The organism is Corallococcus praedator (genome assembly GCF_003612125.1).
Taxonomy (GTDB): domain Bacteria; phylum Myxococcota; class Myxococcia; order Myxococcales; family Myxococcaceae; genus Corallococcus; species Corallococcus praedator.
In genome coordinates, this window is sequence record NZ_RAWI01000021.1 from 15,736 (window position 1) to 39,677 (window position 23,942).

At 70.3% G+C, this 23,942-nt stretch carries 20 protein-coding genes; 2 read left to right on the top strand and 18 right to left on the bottom strand.

Going from position 1 to position 23,942, the window contains the following annotated elements; all coding sequences use genetic code 11:
- Positions 1–11: 11 nt before the first annotated feature.
- The 16 genes from ftsA to mraZ form a co-directional block, all read right to left on the bottom strand.
- Positions 12–1,247 carry a cell division protein FtsA gene (gene ftsA / locus D7Y13_RS04655; protein WP_120532012.1) on the bottom strand — a complete coding sequence of 412 codons (1,236 nt, stop codon included), beginning with the start codon at positions 1,245–1,247 and terminating at the stop codon, positions 12–14.
- Positions 1,248–1,288: 41 nt separating this feature from the next.
- A complete protein-coding gene (locus tag D7Y13_RS04660; RefSeq protein ID WP_120532013.1) occupies positions 1,289–2,146 on the bottom strand; it encodes a cell division protein FtsQ/DivIB in 858 nt (285 codons plus the stop codon).
- A 132-nt stretch (positions 2,147–2,278) separates the two neighbouring features.
- Positions 2,279–3,235: a D-alanine--D-alanine ligase gene (locus tag D7Y13_RS04665; protein WP_120532014.1), complete on the bottom strand. Its 957-nt coding sequence runs from the start codon at positions 3,233–3,235 to the stop codon at positions 2,279–2,281.
- A complete protein-coding gene (murB, locus tag D7Y13_RS04670; protein ID WP_120532015.1) occupies positions 3,232–4,164 on the bottom strand; it encodes a UDP-N-acetylmuramate dehydrogenase in 933 nt (310 codons plus the stop codon). Before murB ends, D7Y13_RS04665 begins: the two co-directional genes overlap by 4 nt.
- Before the next feature lie 3 nt (positions 4,165–4,167).
- The gene (gene murC / locus D7Y13_RS04675; RefSeq protein ID WP_120532016.1) at positions 4,168–5,589 is read right to left on the bottom strand and encodes a UDP-N-acetylmuramate--L-alanine ligase; all 1,422 of its coding nucleotides are present in this window, start codon (positions 5,587–5,589) and stop codon (positions 4,168–4,170) included.
- On the bottom strand, positions 5,586–6,755 hold the full coding sequence (gene murG, locus D7Y13_RS04680) for an undecaprenyldiphospho-muramoylpentapeptide beta-N-acetylglucosaminyltransferase (RefSeq protein ID WP_120532017.1): 1,170 nt from the start codon (positions 6,753–6,755) through the stop codon (positions 5,586–5,588). The genes murC and murG overlap by 4 nt, the downstream gene beginning before the upstream one ends.
- Entirely contained in the window at positions 6,752–7,915 is a 1,164-nt protein-coding gene (ftsW, locus tag D7Y13_RS04685; RefSeq protein WP_120532018.1) for a putative lipid II flippase FtsW, read from the bottom strand. Before ftsW ends, murG begins: the two co-directional genes overlap by 4 nt.
- A gap of 5 nt (positions 7,916–7,920) precedes the next feature.
- Positions 7,921–9,300, bottom strand: coding sequence for a UDP-N-acetylmuramoyl-L-alanine--D-glutamate ligase (gene murD, locus D7Y13_RS04690; RefSeq protein ID WP_120583004.1), 1,380 nt, complete (start codon positions 9,298–9,300; stop codon positions 7,921–7,923).
- Between the two features lie 24 nt (positions 9,301–9,324).
- Positions 9,325–10,503: a phospho-N-acetylmuramoyl-pentapeptide-transferase gene (gene mraY / locus D7Y13_RS04695; RefSeq protein ID WP_120532020.1), complete on the bottom strand. Its 1,179-nt coding sequence runs from the start codon at positions 10,501–10,503 to the stop codon at positions 9,325–9,327.
- On the bottom strand, positions 10,504–11,904 hold the full coding sequence (locus tag D7Y13_RS04700) for a UDP-N-acetylmuramoyl-tripeptide--D-alanyl-D-alanine ligase (protein WP_120532021.1): 1,401 nt from the start codon (positions 11,902–11,904) through the stop codon (positions 10,504–10,506).
- 30 nt (positions 11,905–11,934) lie between these two features.
- Entirely contained in the window at positions 11,935–13,473 is a 1,539-nt protein-coding gene (locus tag D7Y13_RS04705; protein WP_120532022.1) for a UDP-N-acetylmuramoyl-L-alanyl-D-glutamate--2,6-diaminopimelate ligase, read from the bottom strand.
- 51 nt (positions 13,474–13,524) lie between these two features.
- Positions 13,525–15,546 carry a PASTA domain-containing penicillin-binding protein gene (locus D7Y13_RS04710; protein WP_120583005.1) on the bottom strand — a complete coding sequence of 674 codons (2,022 nt, stop codon included), beginning with the start codon at positions 15,544–15,546 and terminating at the stop codon, positions 13,525–13,527.
- Positions 15,543–15,935: a cell division protein FtsL gene (gene ftsL / locus D7Y13_RS04715; RefSeq protein ID WP_120532024.1), complete on the bottom strand. Its 393-nt coding sequence runs from the start codon at positions 15,933–15,935 to the stop codon at positions 15,543–15,545. Before ftsL ends, D7Y13_RS04710 begins: the two co-directional genes overlap by 4 nt.
- The gene (gene rsmH / locus D7Y13_RS04720; protein ID WP_120532044.1) at positions 15,932–16,846 is read right to left on the bottom strand and encodes a 16S rRNA (cytosine(1402)-N(4))-methyltransferase RsmH; all 915 of its coding nucleotides are present in this window, start codon (positions 16,844–16,846) and stop codon (positions 15,932–15,934) included. The genes ftsL and rsmH overlap by 4 nt, the downstream gene beginning before the upstream one ends.
- A 7-nt stretch (positions 16,847–16,853) precedes the next feature.
- On the bottom strand, positions 16,854–17,237 hold the full coding sequence (locus tag D7Y13_RS04725) for an STAS domain-containing protein (protein ID WP_120532025.1): 384 nt from the start codon (positions 17,235–17,237) through the stop codon (positions 16,854–16,856).
- 61 nt (positions 17,238–17,298) lie between these two features.
- Positions 17,299–17,751, bottom strand: a complete 453-nt coding sequence (gene mraZ, locus D7Y13_RS04730; protein WP_120532026.1) for a division/cell wall cluster transcriptional repressor MraZ — start codon at positions 17,749–17,751, stop codon at positions 17,299–17,301.
- A 236-nt stretch (positions 17,752–17,987) separates the two neighbouring features.
- On the opposite strand from mraZ, the gene D7Y13_RS04735 reads away from it, so the two are divergent.
- Positions 17,988–18,698: a PilZ domain-containing protein gene (locus D7Y13_RS04735; RefSeq protein ID WP_120532027.1), complete on the top strand. Its 711-nt coding sequence runs from the start codon at positions 17,988–17,990 to the stop codon at positions 18,696–18,698.
- Positions 18,699–18,725: 27 nt separating this feature from the next.
- On the opposite strand, the gene D7Y13_RS04740 is transcribed toward D7Y13_RS04735, so the two are convergent.
- Together D7Y13_RS04740 and D7Y13_RS04745 are read right to left on the bottom strand one after the other, a co-directional pair.
- Positions 18,726–20,534 (bottom strand): acyl-CoA dehydrogenase FadE, encoded by a 1,809-nt coding sequence (locus tag D7Y13_RS04740; protein WP_120583006.1) that lies wholly within the window; start codon positions 20,532–20,534, stop codon positions 18,726–18,728.
- A 185-nt stretch (positions 20,535–20,719) separates the two neighbouring features.
- Positions 20,720–21,625, bottom strand: coding sequence for a hypothetical protein (locus D7Y13_RS04745; RefSeq protein WP_120583007.1), 906 nt, complete (start codon positions 21,623–21,625; stop codon positions 20,720–20,722).
- Positions 21,626–21,677: 52 nt separating this feature from the next.
- Between D7Y13_RS04745 and D7Y13_RS04750 the strand changes: the two genes are divergently transcribed.
- Entirely contained in the window at positions 21,678–23,891 is a 2,214-nt protein-coding gene (locus D7Y13_RS04750; protein WP_120583008.1) for a serine/threonine-protein kinase, read from the top strand.
- Positions 23,892–23,942 lie beyond the last annotated feature (51 nt).

Genomic DNA, 23,942 nt, shown 5'->3' on the forward strand with positions numbered 1-23,942 from the left:
CCCGGGTGTCGCTAGAAGATCTCTTCCAGCCACTCGCGCATCCGGCCCTTCACCTTCTTGTAGACGTTGCTGTCCTCGCGGTTGCGGAACATGCGGCGGTCCATGTGACGCGCGCCGTAGACGACCAGGCCCACGCCCGTGGCGTACATGGGGCTCTTCACCACGTCCACCAGACCGCCAATGCCGCGCGGCATGCCCCGGCGCACCGGCAGGCCCAGCACCTCTTCGGCCAGCTCCGGCATGCCCGCGAGCAGTGTGGAGCCGCCCGTGATGACGATGCCGGAAGCGAGCAGGTCCTCGTAGCCGCACTTCTGGATCTCCCGGTGCACGAGTTGGAAGATCTCCTCCACGCGCGGCTCCAGAATCTCGGAGAGGATCTGCCGGCCCAGGACGCGCGGCTGACGGCCGCCCACGCTGGGGACCTCGATCGTCTCGTCCTTGTTGATCATGGACGCGAGCGCGCAGCCGTACTTCTGCTTGATGCGCTCGGCCTCGTGCGCGGGGGTGCGCAGCCCGATGGCGATGTCGCTCGTCAGGTTGTTGCCGCCCAGGGCAATCACGGCCGTGTGGACGATGGAGCCGCCAGAGAAGATGGCGATGTCCGTGGTGCCGCCGCCGATGTCGACGAGGCACACGCCCAGCTCCTTCTCGTCCTCGCTCAGCACCGCCTCCGCGGACGCCAGCGGCTGCAGCACGATGTCGGAGACATTGAGCCCGGTGCGGTTCGCGCACTTGACGATGTTCTGCGCGCTGGAGACGGCGCCCGTGACGATGTGCACCTTGGCCTCCAGGCGCACGCCCGCCATGCCCAGGGGCTCCTTGATGCCGCCCTGGTCGTCGATGATGAACTCCTGGGGCAGGACGTGGATGACCTCCCGGTCCAGGGGGATGGCCACCGCCTTCGCGGCATCGATGACGCGCGCGATGTCCGCCTCGCGGACCTCCTTGTCCTTCACCGCGACGATGCCCTGGGAGTTGAAGCCCTTGATGTGGCCGCCGGCGATCCCCGTGTACACGTGGGAGATCTCCGCCCCGGCCATCAACTCGGCTTCCTCCACGGCGCGCCGGATGGACGACACCGTGGCCTCGATGTTCACCACGACGCCCTTGCGCAATCCCTTCGACGGATGCGTGCCGATGCCGATGATGTCGATCCCGCTATCGGTCAGCTCGCCGACGATGGCGCAGATCTTCGTCGTGCCGATGTCGAGGCCGACGATGATCTCCCCCGACTTCTGCTTCGCCATGAAACCTCCCAGGCCCCTTCACTCTCGTGAAGGAAGCATCCTCACTGCGTCGAGCCCCCGCTCCTCACGGAGTCGGACCCGCTCGAAAGCCTCACCGCCACCCAACCCGGTCGGGCACGGTTATCCAGGCGAATGATCTCGGCCGCAAGCCCCCTTGTGCTGAGCTCGCGACGAACGCGCGCCAGCCGCTGGAGCTTGACTTCCGTATCGCCCGCGCCGAGGCGCACCTCCTGCCCCGTCGCCGTCACCAGCGCAAGCCCGCTGTTCTCCAGGCGCACCTCGGACAACCGCTCGGATCGCCCCGGCAACAGCCGTGCATAAGCACGGGTTACATCCAAAGCCTCGCGGAAGCGCGCACGCACCGCGTCCGCGTCCGCGACGTACGCATCGCGCTCCAACCCCGTGACGAGCGGCAGGTCCAGCCCGTCCCCAGGGGTGACGCGCTTGAAGGGCTCGCCCTCCTCGTCCAGCACGTACAGGTCGCCCAACACCGCCAGTGCCGCCGGCGCGTGCTCCGACACCTCCACCGACACCCCGCGCGGAAACCGCCGCGTCACCTCCACCGTGCGGACCCACGGGTGCTGCCCCATGGCCTTGGCCAGCGCCGCCGGCTCCAGCGACCACAGGTTCTGCCCCGCCGCCAGCCCCGACAGCTTGAGCAGCTCCGGGCGCGACGCCCGCTCCAGCCCGGTGAACGTCACCGACTCCAGCGCGAAGCGCGGAGACACCCGCGCCCAGGCGCGCAGTTCGATGCCGCCCCACACCAGCGCCGCCGTCGCCACCGTCAGCCCCAACGCCTTCGCCACCCGGGGCCCATGCGAGCGCACGGCGCCCTTCACCGCGGTGTTGCGCGTTGCGGCGTCCTGGTGCCGGCGTTTCTTGTTCTTACCGAAGGCCATGGGGAGGGATGCGCATGCTGCGTGCGGACACTGCTTGACGCCAGTTTTTGGCTACAGGCACGTCGCTGTAGCGGCCCGGACGGACACCCCGGCCCTGCAAGGGGCCGGAACTCCAGGGGACACGTCGCCGGCTCAGGCCTTGAGCGACGCGCCCCGGAGCAACCGCTCACACAGCGCCGGGAAGTCGATGCCCCGCCCCGCCGCGATTTTCGGCAGCAGGCTGGAGGCCGTCATTCCGGGCAGCGTGTTGATTTCCAGCAGGAAGACGTCGCCCGCTTCCGTGACGATGACGTCCGAGCGCGAGCCGCCCGAACACCCCAGCGCCACGTGCGCGGCGAGCGACACCTCGTTGACGCGGGCATAGAGGTCCGGCGGCAGGGGCGCGGGGAACAGGTACTGGGTGCCGCTGCCGGCCTTGTACTTGGCCTCGTAGTCGTAGAACTCGCGGGCCGCCTTCACCTCGATGACGCCCAGGGCCTCGTTGTCCAGCACGCCGCCCTGCACCTCGCGACCCTTGATGAACTGCTCCACCAGCAGGGTGCCCGCGTGCTTCGCGGCGTCCTCGACGGCGGCCGCGTAGTCCTCGCGCGTCTTGCAGATGTGCACGCCCACGCTGCTGCCCTCGCGGCTGGGCTTCACCACCACCGGGAAGGGGAAGGGCAGCCGGTCCGCCTGGGCCAGCGCCGCCTCCGCCGAGGGGAAGGCGCGGTAGGGGGGCGTGGGGATGCCGCGCGAGACGAAGATCTCCTTCGCGTACACCTTGTCCATGCCCACCGCGGAGGCCATCACGCCGCTGCCGGTGTAGGGGATGAACATGGCTTCCAGCAGGCCCTGGATGCAGCCGTCCTCGCCGAAGCGGCCGTGCAGCGCGAGCCACGCCACGTCCACCTTCTCCGCGATGAGGCGTGCGGGCAGGTCCTTGCCCACGTCGATGTCCACCACGTCGTAGCCCAGGCCCCGGAGGGCGCCCGCCACCGCGGCGCCGGTGCGCAGGGAGACTTCGCGCTCGGAGGAGAGGCCGCCGTACAGCACGCCCACGCGCTTGGCCTTCAACTCTTCCGGGGTGAAGCCACGGGAACCGAGGGTCATGGAAGGAACGCTCCGACGAACTTGACTTCGGGTTGCATGGAAACGCCCGAGGCCTCCAACACCCGCTGCTGCATCAGGGTGATGAGGCCCCGCACGTCGCGAGCGGCCGCGCCGCCCAGGTTGACGATCCAATTGGCGTGCAGCGTGGACACCTGCGCGCGTCCCAGGGTGTGCCCCTTCAGGCCGACAAGTTCAATCAGCCGCCCGGCGGCGTCGCCCGGCGGGTTGGTGAACACACTGCCGAAGTTGGGCTGACTCAAGGGCTGCGTGCGCTTCCTGTACCCCAGGTCCGCGTCCATCGCCGCCTTGCTGGCCACGACGTCACCTTTGGGAAGCACGAAGCGCACGCGGGTGACGATACCTCCAGGCGGCAGCGTGGCGTGACGGTAGGTGTGGGGCACCTGCGCTTTCGTCAACCACCCCACGCCGTCCGCCGTGGCGACCTCGATGGCCTCCACCACGCGGAAGCACTCGCCGTTCTTGGTGCCCGCGTTCATGGTCACCGCGCCGCCCAGGGTGCCGGGAATGCCCGCGAGGAACTCCGCGCCCACCAGCCCCTGCGCCCGCATCACGTTGACCAGCCGGGCAATGGCCGCGCCCGTCCCCAGCGTCACCCGCCCCTCGGCCGGGCCGACGTCCAACTCTTCCGGGAACAAATCCGAGGGCAGCTTGAGCGTGATGCCGGGCACGCCGCCGTCGCCCACCAGCGTGTTGGCGCCGCCGCCCAGCACCGTGACGGGGACGCCCTCGTCGCGGGCGAAGCGCAAGAGGTCCACCAGCGCGTCCGCGGAACGGGGACGCACCAGGGCCTCGGCCGGGCCGCCCACGCGCACGCTGATGAGCGGCGCCAGGGGTTCGCCCGGCTTCACGTCCAGGCCCGGCAGCCGCGCCAGGCGCGCCGCGAGCGGTGTGACGACACCCGCCTCCATCCCCTACCCGCCCTTCGCCGCGCCCATCAGGTTCAAGAGGTCCGGGCCCACCTGGGTGATGTCCCCGGCGCCCAGCGTCAGCACCAGGTCGCCTTCGCGCACGCGCTCCTGGAGCGCCTTCGCCACGTCCGCGCGCTTCTCCACGAACGTCACGTCGCGGTGACCGTGCGCGCGGATGGCCTCCGCCAGCGCGTCCCCGGTGGCGCCCGCGATGGGCTCCTCGCCCGCCGCGTACACGCTGGTGACGAAGAGCACGTCCGCGTCGTTGAACGACGTGGCGAACTCCTTCATCAGGTCGTGCGTGCGCGTGTAGCGGTGCGGCTGGAAGGCGGCCACCACGCGGCGCCCGAAGGCCCGGCGCGCACCCGACAGCGTGGCCATCACCTCCGTGGGGTGGTGCCCGTAGTCGTCCACCACGGTGATGCCACCCACTTCACCGCGCACGGTGAAGCGGCGCTGCACCCCGCCGAACTCCGCCAGGGCGCCGCGCACCGTCTCCAGCGGGATGTCCATCTCCTCCGCGATGGCGACGACGGCCAGCGCGTTGAAGGCGTTGTGCGCGCCCACCATGCGCACGCGGAACTCCCCCAGGTCCTCTTCGCGGCGGAACGCGCGGAAGGTCGTGGTGAAGCCATCCAGCGTGATGCCCTCCAGCCGGTAGTCCGCCATGTGCGAGCTGCCGTAGGTGACGAAGCGCTTCTCGATGCGCGGCAGCAGCGCCTGGACGTTGGGGTTGTCCAGGCACAGCACGTTGAGGCCGTAGAAGGGAACGCGGTTGCAGAACTCCACGAAGGCGGACTGGAGCGTCTCCAGGTCGCCGTAGTGGTCCATGTGCTCCGGGTCGATGTTGGTGACGACCGCGATGGACGGGTGCAGCTTGAGGAAGCTGCCGTCGGACTCGTCGGCCTCCACCACCATCAGCTCGCTCTTGCCCAGCTTGGCGTTGGAGTCGAGCACGTTCACCTTGCCGCCCACCACCGCCGTCGGGTCCAGGCCCGCCGCGGACAGCACCGTGGCCACCATGGACGTCGTCGTCGTCTTGCCGTGGCTTCCGGCGACGGCGACCGCGTACTTCAGGCGCATCAGCTCCGCGAGCATCTCCGCGCGCGGGATGACGGGAATCTTGCGCTGGCGCGCCGCCACCACCTCCGGGTTGTCCTTGCGCACCGCGGAGGAGATGACCACCACGTCCGCGTGCACCAGGTTCGCCGCGCGGTGGCCCTCGTACAGCGTGGCGCCCAGCTTCGCGAGCCGGCGGGTGATGTCGCTCTCGCGCAGGTCGGAGCCGGACACGCGGTAGCCCAGGTTGAGCAGCACCTCCGCGATGCCGCTCATGCCGATGCCGCCCACGCCCACGAAGTGCACGTGCGCCGCGTGGCGCGTCTTGTAGAGGCTGCCGGGCTTGTTGCTGACGGACTTGCTCATGCCTTGCTCCCGGGTGCCTTCTTCGAGTCCTTCGCGTCCTTCGACTCCTTGGGGCCTCGGTCGCGCCCCTGGGGCCCCCACGCCTGCGTCGTCAGGTCCACGCACACGTCCGCCAATTCCTTCGCGGCCGCGGGCCGGCCCAGGATGCCGGCCTTCTTCGCCATCTGCTTGAGCTTCGCCGGGTCCGTCATCAGCCCGCGCAGCGTCTCCGCCAGCTTCTGGCCGGTGAGCTCCGACTCACGGAACATCAGCGCCGCGCCCGCGTCCACCAGCGCCCGGGCATTCACCTCCTGGTGGTTGTCCGTCGCGTGCGGGAAGGGCACCAGGATGCTGGCCTTCTTGCACACCGTCAGCTCCGCCAGGGACGTCGCGCCCGCGCGACAGATGACCAGGTCCGCCTGGGCATAGGCGGAGGACATGTCGTCGATGAACTCCACCACCGTGGCCTGCGCGCCGAAGCCCTTGTCCGCGTAGCCCTTCTTCACCGTCTCCAGGTCGTTCTTGCCCGTCTGGTGGACGATGGACACCTGATCCTTCAGGTCGCCCAGCGAATCCAGCGCGTCCAGCATGCGGTTGTTGAGGCCGCGCGCGCCCAGGCTGCCGCCGAACACGAGCACGGAGAACTTCTCGTGCGCCGCGCTGCTGCGCAGGTAGTTGTCCATCAGCTTGCGGCGGATGGGGTTGCCAATCATCTGCACCTTGGCCTCGGGGAAGAACGCTTTGGCTTCCTCGAAGGCGGTGAAGACGACCTTCACGATGCGGCCCAGAATCTTGTTGGTGAGGCCGGGCAGCGCGTTCTGCTCCTGGATGGCGGTGGGAATCCCCATCATCCACGCGGCCAGCACCACCGGCCCGCTCGCGTAGCCGCCCACGCCCACCACCACGTCCGGCTTCTGGCGCGACAGGATGCGGAACGACGCGAGGAACGCCAGCGGCAATGCGATGAGGCCCTTGAGCAGGCCGATGAAGCCCTTGCCCTTGAGGCCCTGCACCTTCACGAACTCCAGCGGGTAGCCCTCCTTGGGAACCACCCGGGCCTCCAGGCCCCGCTCGGTGCCCACGAAGACGACCTCGTTGGCATGGTGGCGCGTGACGACTTCCTCCGCCAGCGCGATGCCGGGAAACAGGTGTCCCCCGGTGCCGCCACCCGCGATGAGCACCTTCACGCCGTCACCTCCCGCAGGTCCGTCGTCCCCGTCCGCACCGGCCGCGAGGCGCCCTGCGTGTTCGCGCTCAGCGACAGCAGCACGCCCGCGGAGCCCATCAGCACCACCAGCGACGTGCCGCCGTAGGACACGAACGGCAGCGTCAGCCCCTTCGTGGGCAGCAGGCCCATGGCCACGCACATGTTCACCGTGGCCTGGAACGCGATGATGGAGCTGATGCCCAGCCCCAGGTAGGTGCCGAAGGTCTCCCCCGCCGCGAGGCTCGCGCGGATGCCGCGCCAGAGGACGATGGCGTACAGGGACACGAGCAGGCCCACGCCGATGAGCCCCAGCTCCTCCCCCAGGATGGAGAAGATGAAGTCCGTGTGCGCCTCCGGCAGGAAGAACAGCTTCTGCCGGCCGTCACCCAGGCCCAGGCCGGTGATGCCGCCGGAGCCAATGGACATCAGCGACTCCGCCACCTGGTAGCCCACGTCATGCCGGTGGGCCCACGGGTCCATGAACGCGAGGATGCGCTTCATGCGGTAGGGGCTGGTCGCGATGGCCACGAAGGCCAGGGGCAGCGCCAGCAGCACCGACCCCACCAGGTAGCTGAGCTTCGTGCCCGCCGCGAACAGCAGCACGAAGAGCATGAACACCAGGAGCACGCTGCTGCCGAAGTCCGGCTGGAGCATGCACAGGAACACCAGGATGCCGCACAGCGCGAGGTGCGGCAGGAAGCCGATGGAGAACGTGGCCACCTTCTCCCGCTTCTTCGCGAGCGAATAGGACAGGTAGACGAGCCACGCGAACTTGGCGACCTCCGCCGGCTGGAGGCTGAAGCCCGGCAGGCGGATCCACCGCCGCGCGCCGCCCGCCGTCGTGCCGATGCCCGGAATCGCCACCAGCACCATCAGCACGATGGCCACCAGCAGCAGCGGGTACGCCAGCCGCGCCAGCCGCCGCCAGCCCAGCTTCATCATCACCGCCATGCCCACGACGCCCAGGCCCGCGGCCGCCAGCTGGCGCTTGAGGAAGTACAGGCTGTCCCCCAGCTTGTCCTGGGCGAGCACCGCGCTGGCCGAGTACGTCATGACGAGGCCCAGCGAGACCAGCGCCAGCACGGCGCACAGCAGGATTGGATCGAACCGCACGGGGGCGGTTGGAGGAGAGGTCTTCATGAAGGTCAGAGCGCTCCGACGAGGCGCTTGAACGTGTCGCCCCGGTCCTCGAAGTTCTTGAACTGGTCGTACGACGCGCACGCGGGCGACAGGAGGACCGTGTCCCCCTCCACCGCGAGCCCACGCGCCTTGGCCACCGCCGCGTCCAGCGTGCCACAGGCGTGCACCGGGGCCTCGTTGGCGTAGGCCCGCGCGAGCGCGTCCGCGTCCTGGCCGATGGTGAGCACGCCCTTCACCTTCCCCTGCCCCGCCTCCACCATGGGCGCGTACGGAGCGCCCTTGCCCTTGCCGCCCGCGATGAGCCACACGCCGCCCGCGAAGGCCTTGAGCGCCACCAGCACCGAGTCCACGTTGGTGGCCTTGGAGTCGTTCACCCACTCCACGCCGTCCAGCACGCGCACGCTCTCCAGCCGGTGCGGCAGGCCCGGGTAGCCATCCAGCCCCGCCTGCACCGCGTCCCGGGACACGCCGCCCAGCCGCGCGAGCAGCGTGGCCGCCATCGCGTTCTGCGCGTTGTGGGCGCCCCGGAGCGCGCGGTTGCGCAGGACGAAGTCCTCGCCGGAGAACTCCAGCCGGAAGCCGCCCTCCTGGGCCACCGCGAGCCCCGCCAGTCGGGGCGCGTCCGCCGCAGGGCGGCCCGTGACGCTGAAGCCGTACACCGGCACGCGCGCGGAGGCCGCCAGTTGCATCACCGCCGCGTCGTCCGCGTTCACCACCGCGAAGTCGCTGCCGGCGTGCTGGTTCATGAAGATGCGCGCCTTCGCCGCCCCGTACTCGCCCTGGCTCGCGTAGCGGTCCAGGTGGTCCGGCGTGAGGTTGAGGATGGCCGCGCCGTAGGGGCGCAGCGCGTGGATGCCCTCCAACTGGAAGCTGGACAGCTCCACCACCAGCGCGTCCCAGTCTCCGGGGGACATGGCGGCCTCCGCCAGCGGACGACCCAGGTTGCCTCCCACGAAGGTGCGCTGGCCGCCCCGGGCGTACAGCTCCCCGGTGAGCGCCGTGGTGGTGCTCTTGCCGTTGGTGCCGGTGATGCCCAGCAGCCGCGTGACGCCGGCCTGCTCCAGGACGCGCCCCGCCAGTTCGACCTCACCCCACACCGGGACACCCGACGTGCGCGCGGCCTCCAGCTCCGGCAGCGACAGCGGCACGCCCGGGCTCACCACCACCAGGTCCTGGCGGGTGAGCAGGCCCTCCGGCGTGGCGCCGGTGACGAGCGTCACGCCCTTCGCGTGAAGCTCCTTGACCACGTCGCCCAGAGCGTCCGCGGAGCGGGCATCCAGCGCCGTCACCTTCGCGCCGTGCTGGAGCAGCAGGCGCAGCGCCGCGACGCCACTCTTGGCCAGCCCGAACACCGCGACCTTCCGACCGGACAGCGAAGCGTTCATGGGCGGGACCGACCCCTTTGGGGACTAGCGCAGTTTCAGGGACAGCAGGGCCACGCCACCACAGAGGATGGCGACAATCCAGAAACGCACGATGATCTTCGGCTCGGCCATGCCCTTGAGCTCGAAGTGGTGGTGCACCGGCGCCATCTTGAACACCCGGCGGCCCGTCATCTTGAACGACGCCACCTGGATCATCACGCTCAGCGCTTCCGCGAAGAAGATGCCGTGGATGATGGCGGAGACCACCTCGTTCTTCGAGAACACCGCCAGCGCCCCCAGCGCGCCACCCAGCGCGAGCGAGCCGATGTCGCCCATGAACACGGACGCCGGGTAGGTGTTGAACCAGAGGAAGGAGATGCCCGCGCCCACGATGCTCGCGCAGAACACGGCCAGCTCCGCTCCGCCCGGCACCTGGAGGATGCCCAGGTAGCGGTACAGCGGCGTGGCGGTGAGGCGCGCGACGCCGTTCACCGTCTCCGTGTCCGCGATGTGCAGCGTGGTGCCCGCCACGTAGCAGAGCACGCAGAACGTCACCGCCGACACGATGGTCGGCACGATGGCCAGGCCGTCCAGGCCGTCCGTGAGGTTCACCGCGTTGGACGTGCCCACGATGACGATCCACGCGAACACGACGTAGAACCAGCCCAGGTCCGGGTTGAACCAATGCGACGGCACGAACGGCAAGGTCAGCCGCGTGTCGATGAGCAGCGTGGGCCCGAAGGAGCCGTCCGCCTTCGTCCACGTGCACATGAGGCCGAAGATGGCGATGAGGAAGAAGACGGTCTGCAGCACCATCTTCTTGCGCCCCGCGAGGCCCTTGGAGTTGCGCTTGGACAGCTTGAGCCAGTCGTCCAGGAAGCCGATGAAGCCGTAGCCGAAGGTGAGGAGGATCATCACCCAGACGCCGCGGCTCTTCAGGTCCGCGAACAAGAGCGTGCCCGCCGCGATGCACAGGAGGATGAGCGCGCCACCCATGGTGGGCGTGCCCTTCTTCTTCTGGTGCGAGTCCGGCGTGTCCTCGCGCACGTTGCTCTGCCCGTGCTGCTTCAGGCGCAGCCGCGCGATGAGGCGCGGACCGATGAGCATCCCCAGGAGCAGGGCGAAGACGCCCGCGGCGATGATGCGGAAGGTCGGGTAGCGCAGGAAGTTGAGGACGCGCCCGGCCTCGGTGTTCTGGATGAGCTCGTACAGGAGGTACAGCACTTAGTGACTCCCTTTGGGGGCGGCCGTGCCCGTCAGGGCGGCCACCACGCGCTCCAGTCGCATGCCGCGACTGGCCTTCACCAGCACCACGTCACCGGGGTTGAGCCGGGGCGTCAACCACGCGACCAGGGGCTCCACTTCGGTGAAGTGCGCGGCGGATGCTCCCAGCTTCGCGCTCTGGTGACCGTCCTCGGACCGGGGCCCGAAGAACGCCACCAGCGACGCGTGCTTCGCGACGAGCGTGCCCAGCTTCGCATGCTCCTCCGCCTCGCCCGCGCCCAGCTCCAGCATGTCGCCCAGCACCGCCACCGCGCGTCCCCCCTGGGGCACCAGCGTGCCCAGCGTGACGAGCGCCGCCTCCATCGAAGCGGGGTTGGCGTTGTAGCAGTCATCCACCACCGTCACGCCGGCCTGCCCGTCCAGGATGTTGAGCCGCCGCGCGTACGGCCGCGCTGACTCCAGGCCCCGCACGCACTCCTCGGGGGAGTAGCCCAGGGCCAGCGCCGTCGCGAACGCCGCCGTCGCGTTCTGCGCGTTGTGCGGTCCCACGAAGTGCAGGCGCACCGGCCAGTCCTGCTGGGCGTAGCGGACCGTGGCCACCATGCCGTCGCGGCCCAGCGTCTGGATGCCTGTGAGCCGCACGTCGGCGGCCTCCGCGCGGCCAAACGTCAGGTGCTTCGCGCCACTGCGCGCGGCCTGGTGCACGATGTGCTCATCGTCCAGGTTCACCACCGCGGTCGCCTGGGGAAGCAGCTCGCGGAACAGCTCGCCCTCCGCCTCGGCCACGCCCTGGAGGCTGCCCAGCCCTTCCAGGTGCTCCGGTTGGACGACGGTGATGACGCCCGCGTCGGGCTGCACCCGGCGCGTCAGCCGCTCGATCTCCCCCGGCTGGTTCATCCCCACTTCGATGACCGCCGCCACGTGGGACGGCTCCAGCCGGAAGAGCGTCAGCGGGACGCCAATCTCGTTGTTGAAGTTGCCCTCCGTCTTCAGCGCCGGGCCTCGCGTGGCCAGGATGGCGCCCACCATCTCCTTGGTGGTCGTCTTCCCGTTGGAGCCCCCCACCGCCGCCACCGGGATGCGGAAGCGGCGGCGGTGCAGCGCGCCCAGGCCGCCGAGCGCGGCCAGGGTGTCCTCCACTTCGTACAGCGGGAAGTGGGCGGGCAGGGCTGGAAGCGCCCTGCCCTTCTTCACCACCGCCCCCGCGGCCCCGGCGCGCATGGCGCCGTCCACGAAGTCGTGGGCGTCGAAACGCTCGCCCTGGAGCGCCACGAACAGGCACCCCGGGGTGAGCGACCGCGTGTCGGTGCGGACGTCGGGAAACCCCGCGGGAACAGCGTCCCCGCGGCGGGTCGCCCCGGTCGCCTGCACCACCTCATCGTCGGAGAATCGAGCGGCCATGAAGGGGGGTGGCGTTCGGCCTGGTGGAGGTCAGCCCGGGATGCGGTTGGCCAGCGCCTTCGCGGCGACCTCGCGGTCGTCGAAGGCGTGCTTCTCGGAGCCCACCGTCTGGTAGGTCTCATGGCCCTTGCCGGCGATGAGGACGACGTCGTCGTCCTTGGCCAGGTTGATGGCCTGCTCGATGGCGGCGCGGCGGTCCGCGTCCACGAGGTAGCCCTTCTCCCCGACCTTCGCCTTGCCCGCGGAGATGCGGCGCAGGCCGCCCTTCTCCAGGCCCGGAGTCACCTCGGAGATGATGGCCTCCGGGTCCTCCGTGCGGGGGTTGTCGCTGGTCACCATCACCAGGTCGGCGCCCTCCGCGGCCACCGTGCCCATCAGCGGGCGCTTGCCCTTGTCGCGGTCGCCGCCGCAGCCGAAGACGACGATGACGCGGCCCTTGGCCAGCGTGCGCGCCGCCTCGATGGAGCGCTTGAGCGCGTCATCCGTGTGCGCGTAGTCCACCAGCACGGCCGGAGCGGGACCGCCCCGGTGGTTCTCCGCGCGGTCCATGCGGCCGGACACCTTGGAGACCAGCTCGATGCCGCTCTTCACGTCCGCGCGCGAGATGCCCGCGCCCAGCGCGATGCCCGCCGCCAGGAGGATGTTCTCCAGGTTGTGGGGCCCGAGCAGCTTGCTCTTCACCTTGATGTCGCCCGCGGGCGTCTTCACGGTGGCCTCGATGCCCTTGAGCGAGAAGGTCGCGTCCGAGGCGGAGATTTCACCGGGCCCCAGGCGGCTGAACTTCCACGCCATGCGCTTCTGGCCGCGCAGCTCGTTGTAGATGCGGCTGGCGAAGGTGTCGTCGCCGTTGACCACCGCGGTGCCCGTGGCGGCCAGGTTCTCCGCGAAGAGCTTGCGCTTCACCTGGAAGTACTCCTCCAGGTCCTTGTGGTAGTCCAGGTGGTCGCGCGACAGGTTGCTGAAGCCCACGGCCTTGAAGGTGAGCCCGTGCACGCGCTCCTGCGCGAGCGCGTGGCTGGACACCTCCATCACCACGGTCTCCACGCCGGCATCCACCATCTCGCGGAAGATGCGGTGCAGCTCCAACGGGTCCGGCGTGGTGTTGGCCAGCTCCGTCGTCTTGCCGCCGAACTTGTAGCCCAGCGTCCCGATGACGCCCGGGGCCGGAGAGCCGGAGTACATGGCGGCCGTCGCGAGGATGGCCTCCAGGAGGTACGTCGTCGTCGTCTTCCCGTTCGTCCCGGTGACGCCCAGGAGCGTCAGCTTGTCGGCGGGGCGGCCGTAGAAGTTCGCCGCGATGAGGGCCAGCGCCTTGCGCGCGCTGCTCACCTTGAAGAACGGCACCTGCGAGGACTGCCCCTGCTTCTCGGACACCACCGCCACGGCGCCGCGTGACACGGCTTCACCAATGAACTGGGCCCCGTCTTCCTTCAGGCCGGGCACGGCGATGAAGAGGTCCCCCGGCTTCACGCGCCGCGAATCCTGCGTCACTCCCGTGACGTCAACCGCGGAACGGCCGCCCGAGGTCTGCTCGGCTCCACACCCTGCGAGGACATCCGTCAGCTTCATCTCTTCCCCTTCACACGCATTGCTGATGCGGGGCCTGGAAAGGACACGGCCTCATTGCCGCGTCGCCAGTTCCAGCGTCACCCGGGCCCCCTTCTCCACCAGCGCACCGGCGGGGGGGGTCTGAGACACCACTCGTCCACTGCCTTGCAGCTGTGGCTCCAACGCCGCGGCAAGCAACTTCACCACGGCTTCGCGTCCCGCCTGACCCTGGACGTCCGGCACACGCACCGTGCCGGGCTCCGGGGTCTCGGTCACCGCTTCCGCCAGGACGGCCCGTACCGGGACGGCCTTCGCCAGTGCCTTCGATGCCGGAGGGGGCACCGGAGGCGCGGCGGCCGCGGCCACCTCGGCGGGTGCCACCGTACGAGACGGGGGCACGGCCAGGTGGGCCATGGCGGCGGTAGCGATTTCCTTGAAGGCGGGGGCAGCCACGTTCCCCCCGTATACGTCCGTCTTCGGTTCGTCCACTACCACGAGAATCACCGCGCGCGGGGCCTCGGCCGGCACCATGCCCGCAAAAGACGCGATGCGTTTGTCGGAATATCCACGCGCGACGGGGTCCGCCTTCTGGGCGGTGCCCGTCTTTCCGGCCACGCGGTAGTCGTCCATGGCGCCCTTGGGAGCGGTTCCTCCCTTGACCATCACGCTCTCAAGCATGCCCACGACCTGCCGCGCCACCCTCTGGGAAACGACCCGGCGCAGCTCCGTGGGCTGGTTCTCCAGCAGCACCACGCCGTCCGGGTCCACCACCTTGGAGACCAGGTACGGGCGCATCAGCACGCCGTCGTTGGCCAGCGCCCCGTAGGCCGCCGCCAGCTGCACGGCGGTGGAAGTCATTCCCTGGCCGAAGGATTGGGTGGCCAGGGAGATGTCCGATTTCGGAAACGGGATGACGCCCCGGCTCTCCCCGGTCAGCGCCAGGCCCGTGCGCTCCGCGAAGCCGAAGGCGTGGTAGGCGGCGACCATCTTCTCGCGGCCCAGGGCGTCCGCGACCTTCGCGGCGCCGATGTTGGAGGACACCTGGAGGATGCCCTGCGGCGTCAGCCACCCGTGCGGGTGGGTGTCGTTGATGGTGTGGCGGCCAATGCGGAAGGCGCCGTTCTCACAGAAGGTCAGCGTCTCCGGGGTGATGACCTTCTCTTCCAGCGCGGCGGCCACCACGAAGGCCTTCATCGTGGAGCCGGGTTCGAAGGCGTCCAGCGCGGCGCGGTTGCGGATGGCGTTCTTCACGCCGTCCTCCGGCGTGTTGGGGTTGAAGCGCGGGTTGTTGGCCAGCGCCAGCAGCTCCCCGGTGCGCGGGTCCAGCACCACCGCCATGCCGGCGATGGCCTTGGAGTCATCCACCGCCTTCGCGAGCGCCTTCTCCGCGACGTACTGGAGGTGGCGGTCCAGCGTCAGCGTCACCGCGGCGCCCTGGCGCTCCAGCGGATCCAACGCGCCCTGCACCATCAGCTTGCGGCCCTTGGCGTCGCGGAAGCCGGAGGTGCGCGCGTTCTGGCCGGACAGCTCATCCTCGAACGCCAGCTCCAGGCCTTCCAGGCCGTGGCCGTCGGTGCCCACCATGCCGACGATGTGCGCGCCCAGCTCGCGCTGCGGGTAGAAGCGCTTGGGCTCCTTGGTGAAGCCCAGGCCCGGAAGCCCCAGCGCCTTCACCGCCTCCACCTCCTGCGGCTTCGCCTGACGCTTCACCCACGCGAAGCGCCGGGCGCGGCCGATGCGCGAGGCGACGTCGTTGGGGTCCAGGTGCACGGCCTTCGCGAGCAGCCGCGCCGCCTGCCGCACGTCGGGGAGCATGGACGGGTCCACCCAGATGGAGTCCACCTCCACGCTCTGGGCCAGGGGCGTGCCGCGACGGTCGAAGATGTCGCCCCGGCGGGCCGGGATGTCGATCTGCCGGACGTACTGGTCCTGCGCCAGGCCGCGCAGCTTCTCCTGCTGGAAGACCTGGAGGTAGACCGCGCGGGCGAACGCGGTGCCCAAGAGCACGAGGAACAGCCCGAACAGCAGCTGGACCCGCAGCTTGAGCCACTTCGCGTTGGATTCGGGTGCCCGCGCGCTCTTGAAGTCCCTCACCGCTGCGCACCCCGCTCCGCCACGCGCACGGCCGGCGCCGACGAACGGGCCTGCGCGGTGCGCGAGTCCTTCACGCGGTCATCGCCCACGGAGACCACCGCGCCGCCCCGGGGCATCGCCATGCCCAGCTGCTCGCGCGCCACGCGCTCCAGGCGGCCCGGCGCCTTGAGCGTGGCCAGCTCCAGCTTGAGCCGGTCGTTCTCCCGGGTCAGCGAGCGGCTTTCGCCCTCCGCGTTGGACAGCCGGTAGCCCATGTCCACCACCAGCACGCGGCTGGTGACGTGGAGGATGCCCACGGCGGCGAACAGCGTGAAGAGGAACACCGCGGGCAACAGGTGCATCAGCACGCCCGCCACGGACACGGTGTTGCGCGAGAGGGCCTTGCTCATCGGACTTTCTCCACCGCGCGCAGGTGCGCGCTACGAGAGCGGGGGTTGGCCTCGACTTCCGCGTCGGAAGCCGCGACGGCCTTCTTGGACACGAGGGCGAAGTTGCCCTGGCTGTTGCACACGCACACCGGGAAGCCCGGCGGACACGTGCACCCTCCCACCAGGGCCTTGAAGGCTTCCTTCACCTTGCGGTCCTCCAGGGAGTGGAAGGAGATGACCGCCGCGCGGCCGCCCACCTTGAGCAGCGACGGCAGGGACGCCAGGAGCGCGTCCAGCGCCTCCAGCTCCCCGTTCACCGCCATGCGCAGCGCCTGGAACGTGCGGGTGGCCACGTGGATGCGGTCGGGCCACGCCTTGCGGGGCACCGCCCGCTTCACCACCTCCGCGGCCTCCAGCGTGCGCTGGGGCAGCGCGCGCTTGAGCTCCCGGGCGATGGGCCGCGCGAAGGGCTCTTCCCCGTAGTCGCGGAGGATCTGCGCCAGGTCGCGCTCGTCGGTGATGGCGATGAGCTCCGCGGCGGTGGGGCCGGTGTCGCCCATGCGCATGTCCAGCGGGCCGTCCTTCATGAAGGAGAAGCCGCGCTCAGCCACGTCCAGCTGGGGCGAGGACACGCCCAGGTCCACCAGCACGCCATCCACGGGCAGCAGGTCCTGCGCGACGCTCGACAGCTCCGCGAAGTTGCCCTGCCGGGCCTGGAAGCGCGCGTTGCCGCCCATGCGGGCGGTGGCCGCCGCGAGCGCCACGGGGTCCCGGTCCACGCCCACCACCGTGGCGCCCCGGGCGAGGAGCGCTTCGGTGTGGCCTCCGCCCCCGAGGGTGCCGTCGAGGATGACCTTGCCCTCTTTCGGGAGCAGGACGTCCACCGTCTCGTGGAGCAGGACGGTCTGGTGGTGGAAGTCCACGGGGGTCAGGGGGTGCTCAGACGAAGGGAGCGCGCGCGAGCGAGAAGGCGGCCCGGGCATCGTTCATGTGCGGGTACAGCTCGAAGGTGTCGTGGGCGCCGGCCGCGCGGAAGATGGCGGCCAGGTACGGCGACAGCCCGGACAGCTTCACGTCCCCACCGGCGCGGCGGAACGCCTCCGTGCGGGCCATCAGCGGACGCACGCCCCGGTAGTTCAGGTGCGACACGTCCGCGAAGTCCACCACCACCTGGCGGATGCCCCGGTGCAGCTTGTGCATCAGGTCCTCGCACAGCTGGGTGAGTTCCTCCTCGCCCAGCTCACCCTCGAGCATGAGGGTCTCCACGCGCTCGGAGGCGGCCAGCGCCGCCCTGTTCCGTCGAACCTCCTGCACCTGGTCCATGCGCTGCCACCCTTCCAGAGCACCACTTGGCGAGAACTTCCGGCTGCTGTCGACTTCCTGGCTACGGCTGGCGCAGTTCGCCCAGCACCCTCAACACGTCCTGGGAGGTGGCTTCCTGGCGCGCATCCGCCTGCGCCTTCGCCCAACCGTCCAGGCTCCAAAGCTCGATCACCTTCACCATCCCCGCCCACACCACGTCCTTCTCCAGCTTCGCGTACGTCCTGAGCGACGGCGGGATGAGCAGCCGGCCCAGCTTGTCCAACGGGCACTCCTGCGCGCTGGCCACGTACAGCCGCATCAACGTCTTGACCCCCGGCTCCATGGGGTTGCGCCGGGCGAGCGCGGTCTCCAACGCCTCCCACTCCCGCACCGGGTAGGCGTGGAGGCAGGGGTCCAGGGCCGTGGTGACGATGAGCCGCTCGTCGTAGGCGCCCACCAACGTCTCCCGGAGCTTCGCCGGGAGGCTGGTGCGCCCCTTCGCGTCGATCTGGTGCTCATAGACGCCTCGGAACACGCGGGACGATCCACCTTTTCAGCCCAGCACGGGTCGGACCACCACTCCTTCCCACTTCTTACCCCTCTGCGGCCGGCATACATACGCGCCCCCCCCAGGGGGGTCAAGAAACCGCAACAGGTTGGAACACCGCGCGCCCGCCGCCGGACATCCCGGAGGGCACATGCGGGGCGGCCTACCCCTGGAGGTGGGGCAAACTTGAGTTTTTCCGCTCCCAGGCTGAGAGTGGTGGCCGCGTGAGCACGAACGTTCGACTGAAGGTGGCCTACAAGACGCCGCAGTCGCTGGTCGGCGAGTACACCCGCAGCGTGGGCCTGGGAGGCGTCACCCTGGAGACGCGCAAGGCGCTGCCCCTGGGCACGCGCTTCACCTTTGAGCTGCACGCGGGCGGCATGCCCCGTCCGGTGGAGGTGCTGGGCGAGGTCGTCAAGGTGGAGCCCCGCCCGGGCGAGCGCTTCCAGCTCACCATCCGCTACGACGGTTCGGAGGATCGCAGCGGCCTGGACGCGGTGCTCCAGCACATCTTCGCCCAGGAGGAGCAGAACGGCCTGCGCCGCTTCCCGCGCCTGCCGCTGCACGTGCGCGCGAAGGAAGGCGACCCCCGGGCCCCGAACTACTTCGTGCGGGACATCTCGCGCGGAGGCGTGGGCCTGGAGGTGGAGGCCCCTGCCCTGCCCCGCGAGGTCCAGGTGGGCGCGCCCTTCCTCCTGGAGATGGACATGAAGGAGGGCCCCCTGCTCCTGCACGGAGAGGTGGCCTGGACCTCGTCGCTGCCGCGCAAGGGGACGACGGAGGCCGTCACCCCGGGCTTCGGCGCGACGTTCGGCCGGCTGCGGCCGGACATGCTCCAGCGGCTGGAAGCGCTGATGGCGCTGGAGCACCTGCCGCCCGGCCCCTGGCGGGCGCGGGTCAGCTTCGGGCTGGATGCCGTGTCGCGGATGCCCTGAACACAGGGCATCCGCTTCCAACAGGGACTACAGCGGGTTGTACGGGTAGCCGCCCGCGTCTTCCAGGCCCGCGACGATGGTCTCGCGCAGCTCCGCCGGGTCGTACGCCGTGAAGGCGTCCAGGGCGGAGAGCCGCTTGAGCTCCAGCGCGAGCACGTCGCCCTTGAGCGTGGCGCACAGCGCGCGGCGGGTGCGCTCGAAGGCGCGCGTGGTGGACTCCATCGCGTACAGCCGCACCAGCGACACGCGCAGCGGATCCTGCACGCCGCTGGCGGCGGACTGCCGGGTGCGCGTCACCATGGAGTCCAGCGCGTAGGCGTCCATCACCACGTCCGCCAGCGCGGCCATGACCTCCTGGTGCTTGTCCAGCTCCGTGCCGAACGTCTCCGCGGCCAGGCGCATGCCGTGGATGGCCAGGTGCTTGGCGCACTCGGCGGCGACCTCTTCGTTGGCCAGCGCGTCCTGACGGCCCGCGCGGGGACGCTCGCCCCGGTTCAGCTCCTCCGACACGGAGCGGGCCTGGGCGAACAGCGGCAGGTCGCCCTTCACCGCGCGCTTGAGCAGCATGCCGGTGATGAGCATGCGGTTGATCTCATTGGTGCCCTCGAAGATGCGGTTGATGCGTGCGTCGCGGTAGGCGCGCTCCACCGGGTACTCCTCGATGTAGCCCGCGCCGCCGTGCACCTGCACCGCGTCATCCACCAGGAAGTTCAGGGCCTCCGAACCGAAGACCTTCATGATGGAGGCCTCCGTGGCGAACTCCTCCATCGCGGCGATGACGTGCGCGTCGTAGTCCGCGTCCGAGCGCTCCTTCGCGGCGAGCCGTCCGTCCACGAGCCCCGCGGTGCGGTACGTCATGCTCTCCACCGCGTAGACGAGCGTCGCCATGCGCGCCAGCTTCTCGCGGATGAGCGGGAACGTGGCGATGGGCGCCTTGAACTGCTTGCGCTCCTGCGCGAACTTGAGCGCGTTCTGCAGCTGCAGCTTCATGCTGCCGATGACGCCCGCGCCCAGCTTGAGGCGGCCGTAGTTGAGGATGTTGAAGGCGATGCGGTGGCCCTTGCCCAGCTCTCCCAGCAGGTTCTCCGCGGGCACCTTCGCGTCCTCGAAATAGAGCGGACAGGTGGACGAGCCGCGAATGCCCATCTTGTGCTCTTCGGGGCCCACGGTGAGGCCGGGGGTGTCCTTCTCCACGATGAAGCCGGTGAACTTGTCGCCGTCCACCTGCGCGAAGACGACGAACACGTCCGCGAAGGCCGCGTTGGTGATGTACAGCTTGGAGCCGTTGAGCACGTAGTGCTGGCCGTCCGCCGTGCGCACCGCCTTCGTCTTCGCCCCGCGCGCGTCGCTGCCGCTGCCCTGCTCCGTCAGCGCGTAGGCCGCCACCCACTCACCCGTGGCGAGCTTCGGCAGGTACTTCGCCTTCTGGGCCTCGTTGCCGAACCAGACGATGGGCAGCGTGCCGATGCCGGTGTGCGCGCTGGACGTCACCGACCAGGAGCCCAGGAGGCTCATCGCCTCCGCGAGCAAGAGCGACGTCGTCTTGTCCAGCCCGGTGCCGCCGTAGGTCTCCGCGATGTCCACGCTCAACAGGCCCAGCTCACCCGCGCGGCGCAGCAGGTCGCGCAGGAGCGCGTTGTCCTTGCCCTCGATGCGCGCGGCCTGCGGCAGCACCTGCTCGCGGCAGAACTGGAGCGCCGTCTTGAAGAAGAGTCGCTGCTCCTCGGAGAAACCCTCCGGCGTGAGGATGCGGGTGGCGCCCACCTCCTGGAAGAGGAACGTCCCACCAGCGAGAACATCCTGGGGACGGGCAGCGGGCTCGGTTGCGGCGACCATCTACGACCTCCGGGAGGGACAGCGCCCTCCGTATCCAGCGAAAAACCAAGGCGCGGCACTGTAGAGCGCGCGACACGCCGGGGGTAGTAGCGACACGGGCGCGACACCTCAAGCGGATGCGCTTCCTTCCCCCGCCCCCATCCGCGCGCGCCCGGCCGGTGGGCGGGAGGCTTCGCTGTCCGTGATTACGGGGAACCCGCGTCCCGCGCGCCCGCGGGTGATGGCCGGGGCAGCGGATAGACGAGGCAGAGCGTGTCGAAGAGGGGCTCCTCCGGCGCGACGTACGTGCCCCCGAGCGCCCGCGCCACCTGCGCCACCTCCGTGCCGAAGGAGGGCACGAGGCACAGGTCGTCCGACGTGGTGAAGCGCCCCTTGAGCCGGGCAAGCTCCCGACGGAGCGTGGCGATGTCCTGACGCCCGCCGCGCACCGGCACCGTGGGGCCGTTGCGGTCCGGCCCCGGCAGCTTGCCCACGCTCGTCGTCAATTCGAAGCCGTCCGCGCGCTGGATGATGCGCAGCTTCCCGGGCGCCACCTCCTGGAGCCACGCCCGGAAGCCGTCCTCGTCGCGCAGCACCACGCGGTAGGCCACCGGCGCGTCCGGGTGCTGGAGCCACACGGAGGCGGCCTTGGTCTGGAGCACCGCCAGGAGTTCGGACACCTGCGCGAGGAACGTGTCGGCGTCGCCGATGACGAGCAGCACGCCCTTGCCGCCCACGCGTTGCGCCAGCCGCGCGGCGTCCACTTCACTGGCGGGAACGAAGGATTCCGCGCCCAGTCGCACCGCGTCTCCCGACATTTCCAGCCGGAGGACGTCTTCAGGCAGGGGCTCCCCGAAGGCCGGCGCGGACACGGGCGCGATGACCGCGTCCGCCCACGTCCCCGCATCCCTGGGCGCCACGGGGGACGCCACGGGGCGGGCGGCCTCTCCAGAGGGAGGGGAAGGCATGGGAGCCGGCGACGGGGCTGGCGGCGTATCGCGGCAGGCGCCCAGCGCCAGGCCACAAAGGATGAGCAGCAACCAGATGACGCGTTGAGAGGAGGCTGGCGAGCGCAGCGGAAAGTTCCACTCCGGGCGGCTGAATGGGCTCATGATAGCTTCTCGCGATTTTCCCGGTGGACTCCCAGCAGGAGCCGATTCGAACGTGCCGCAGCCTTCCGCGGGCCTCCAGTTCGGAAAGTACAAGTTGCTCGAGCGCATCGCGACGGGCGGCATGGCGGAGATCTACCGCGCCCGGATGACGGCGGTGGCGGGCATCACGAAGCCGGTGGTCATCAAGAAGATCCTTCCCGGCTACGCGGACGACAGCGCGTTCGTGTCGATGTTCATCAACGAGGCGCGCATCGCGCTGGGGTTGTCGCACGGCAACATCGCGCAGATCTTCGACTTCGGCGAGGTGGAGGGCGAGTACTTCCTCGCGATGGAGTGGGTGGACGGCCATCCGCTCTCGCACGTGATGCGCCGGGCCCGGGACAAGGGCCTTACCGCGCTGCCGCCGCCGCTGGCGGTGCTGGTGGCCATCGACATGCTGCGCGGCCTTGCGTACGCGCACACGCGCCTGGACGACAACGGCCGGCCGCTGCACATCGTCCACCGCGACGTCAGCCCGCAGAACGTGCTCCTGTCCTACGAGGGGCAGGTGAAGCTGGTGGACTTCGGCATCGCCCGGGCCCGGCTCGCCGGACGCAGCGAGACGAAGAACGACGCGGCCAAGGGCAAGTACGTCTACTTCGCGCCGGAGCAGGCCCGGGGCCAGCCGCTGGACGCGCGCACCGACGTGTTCGCCGCCGGCACGGTCCTCTACGAGATGCTCTGCGGGCGCCGGCCCTTCGAGGGCGCGCTGCCGGACGTGCTGCGAAAAATCTCGCAAGGTGACTTCCCCCGTCCGCGCGAGTGGACGCCGGGCATCCCCGCCGCGCTGGAGCGCATCCTGCTCACCGCGATGGCCACCAGCCCGGAGCAGCGCTACCCCACCGCGCAGGCCTTCGCGGAGGCCCTGGCGCGGCAGCTCCACGTCACCGCGCCGGACGTGTCCCAGAGCGAGCTGGGCCACTTCATGGGCTACCTCTTCGAGCCGGAGCTGGTGGACGCCGGCCGGCCCGTGCAGCTGCCCCGGGAGTTCATCGCCAAGGTGGGCCGCTGGAGCGGCGTGGCGGAGCCGCCCCCGGTGCAGACGCCGCCGGACTCGCCCCGGCACCCCACGCCGGTGCCGCACGGAGAGCCCCGGGGTGACGTCATCACGCAGCCCCTGCCGCCGCAGCCGTTGCCCACACAGGCCCCGTCGTCGCCCCCGCAACCCGCGTGGCCCCGCACGCTGCGAGGCTGGGCCCTGCGCGGCGCTCCAGTGGTGGCCGCGCTGCTGGCCATGTGGATGGGCCTGCTCGTGGGGGGCACGAACTCCTTCGCGGTGGAGCTCAGCTCCTCGCCCGCGGGCGCCACCATCCGCGTGGACGGCCGGGAGCTGAAGGAGACGACGCCCACGCTCGTCACCCAGCTCCAGGCGGACACCGAACACATGCTGGAGGTGTCGCTGCCGGGCATGGTGCCCTGGAACCAGCGCGTGAAGGCCGAGCGCGGCACCACGCTCGCGGTCCACGCCCGCCTGACGCCGAAGCGCCCGGCTGCGGCGCGAGCCCTCACCCGGCTCGAGTCCCCCGACGCCCTCTATCGCTCCGGCGGGCCCTTCATGCTCAGCGCGGACGCGCATGCCTTCCGCGTGCCCCCGTCCGCCGCGGCGCGCATGCGGTTGGATCCCTCCCGCACGTACGGCCTGCGCGCCAACGGGCACGTGTCGCTGGGGGGACCGATGCCGGTGACCCAGGCGGCGTACTTCCTGGAAGGAGGCGCGGCCCTGCCCGCGCGCGACAGCTTCGGCGTGGTGGGCACGGACGAGGTGCTGGTGCAGAACGCCTCCGTCCTCTACGTGTTCCTGTGGGACGGGCGCGCCTACGACAACCGCGGCGCCCTCCAGGTGCACGTGCGCGAACAGGCCAGCGGCGCCATCACCACCCTGCTGCTGGACGCGCGTCGCCACGCTGTCTCGCTCCCGCCCCACGAAGGCTTCACGCTGCGGGAGCTGGATGCCTCCACCACCTACCGCGTCGTCGTGCGGGCCGCGGCGGATCCGGCGCGCACGCGGGGCTTCAGCGGCGGCGCGGTGGATCAGGTGCTCGCGCTGCACGGCGAGGGGGACTCCCCGCTCACCGCGCCCGGCACGCTGGAGGTGCTGGAGGTCAACCGGCCCACGGTGATTCGGGGCGCGCGCTGGCTGCGGCTCGCGTTCCCGGACGACGACCCGGACGACAACACCGGCGGCCTCACGCTGGAGGTCACGCCGGTGGCGCCGCTGCACCAGTAGCGCGCCACGGGCCGCTACAGGGCGCAGGCGACCTGTTGCCGAAAAATTGAT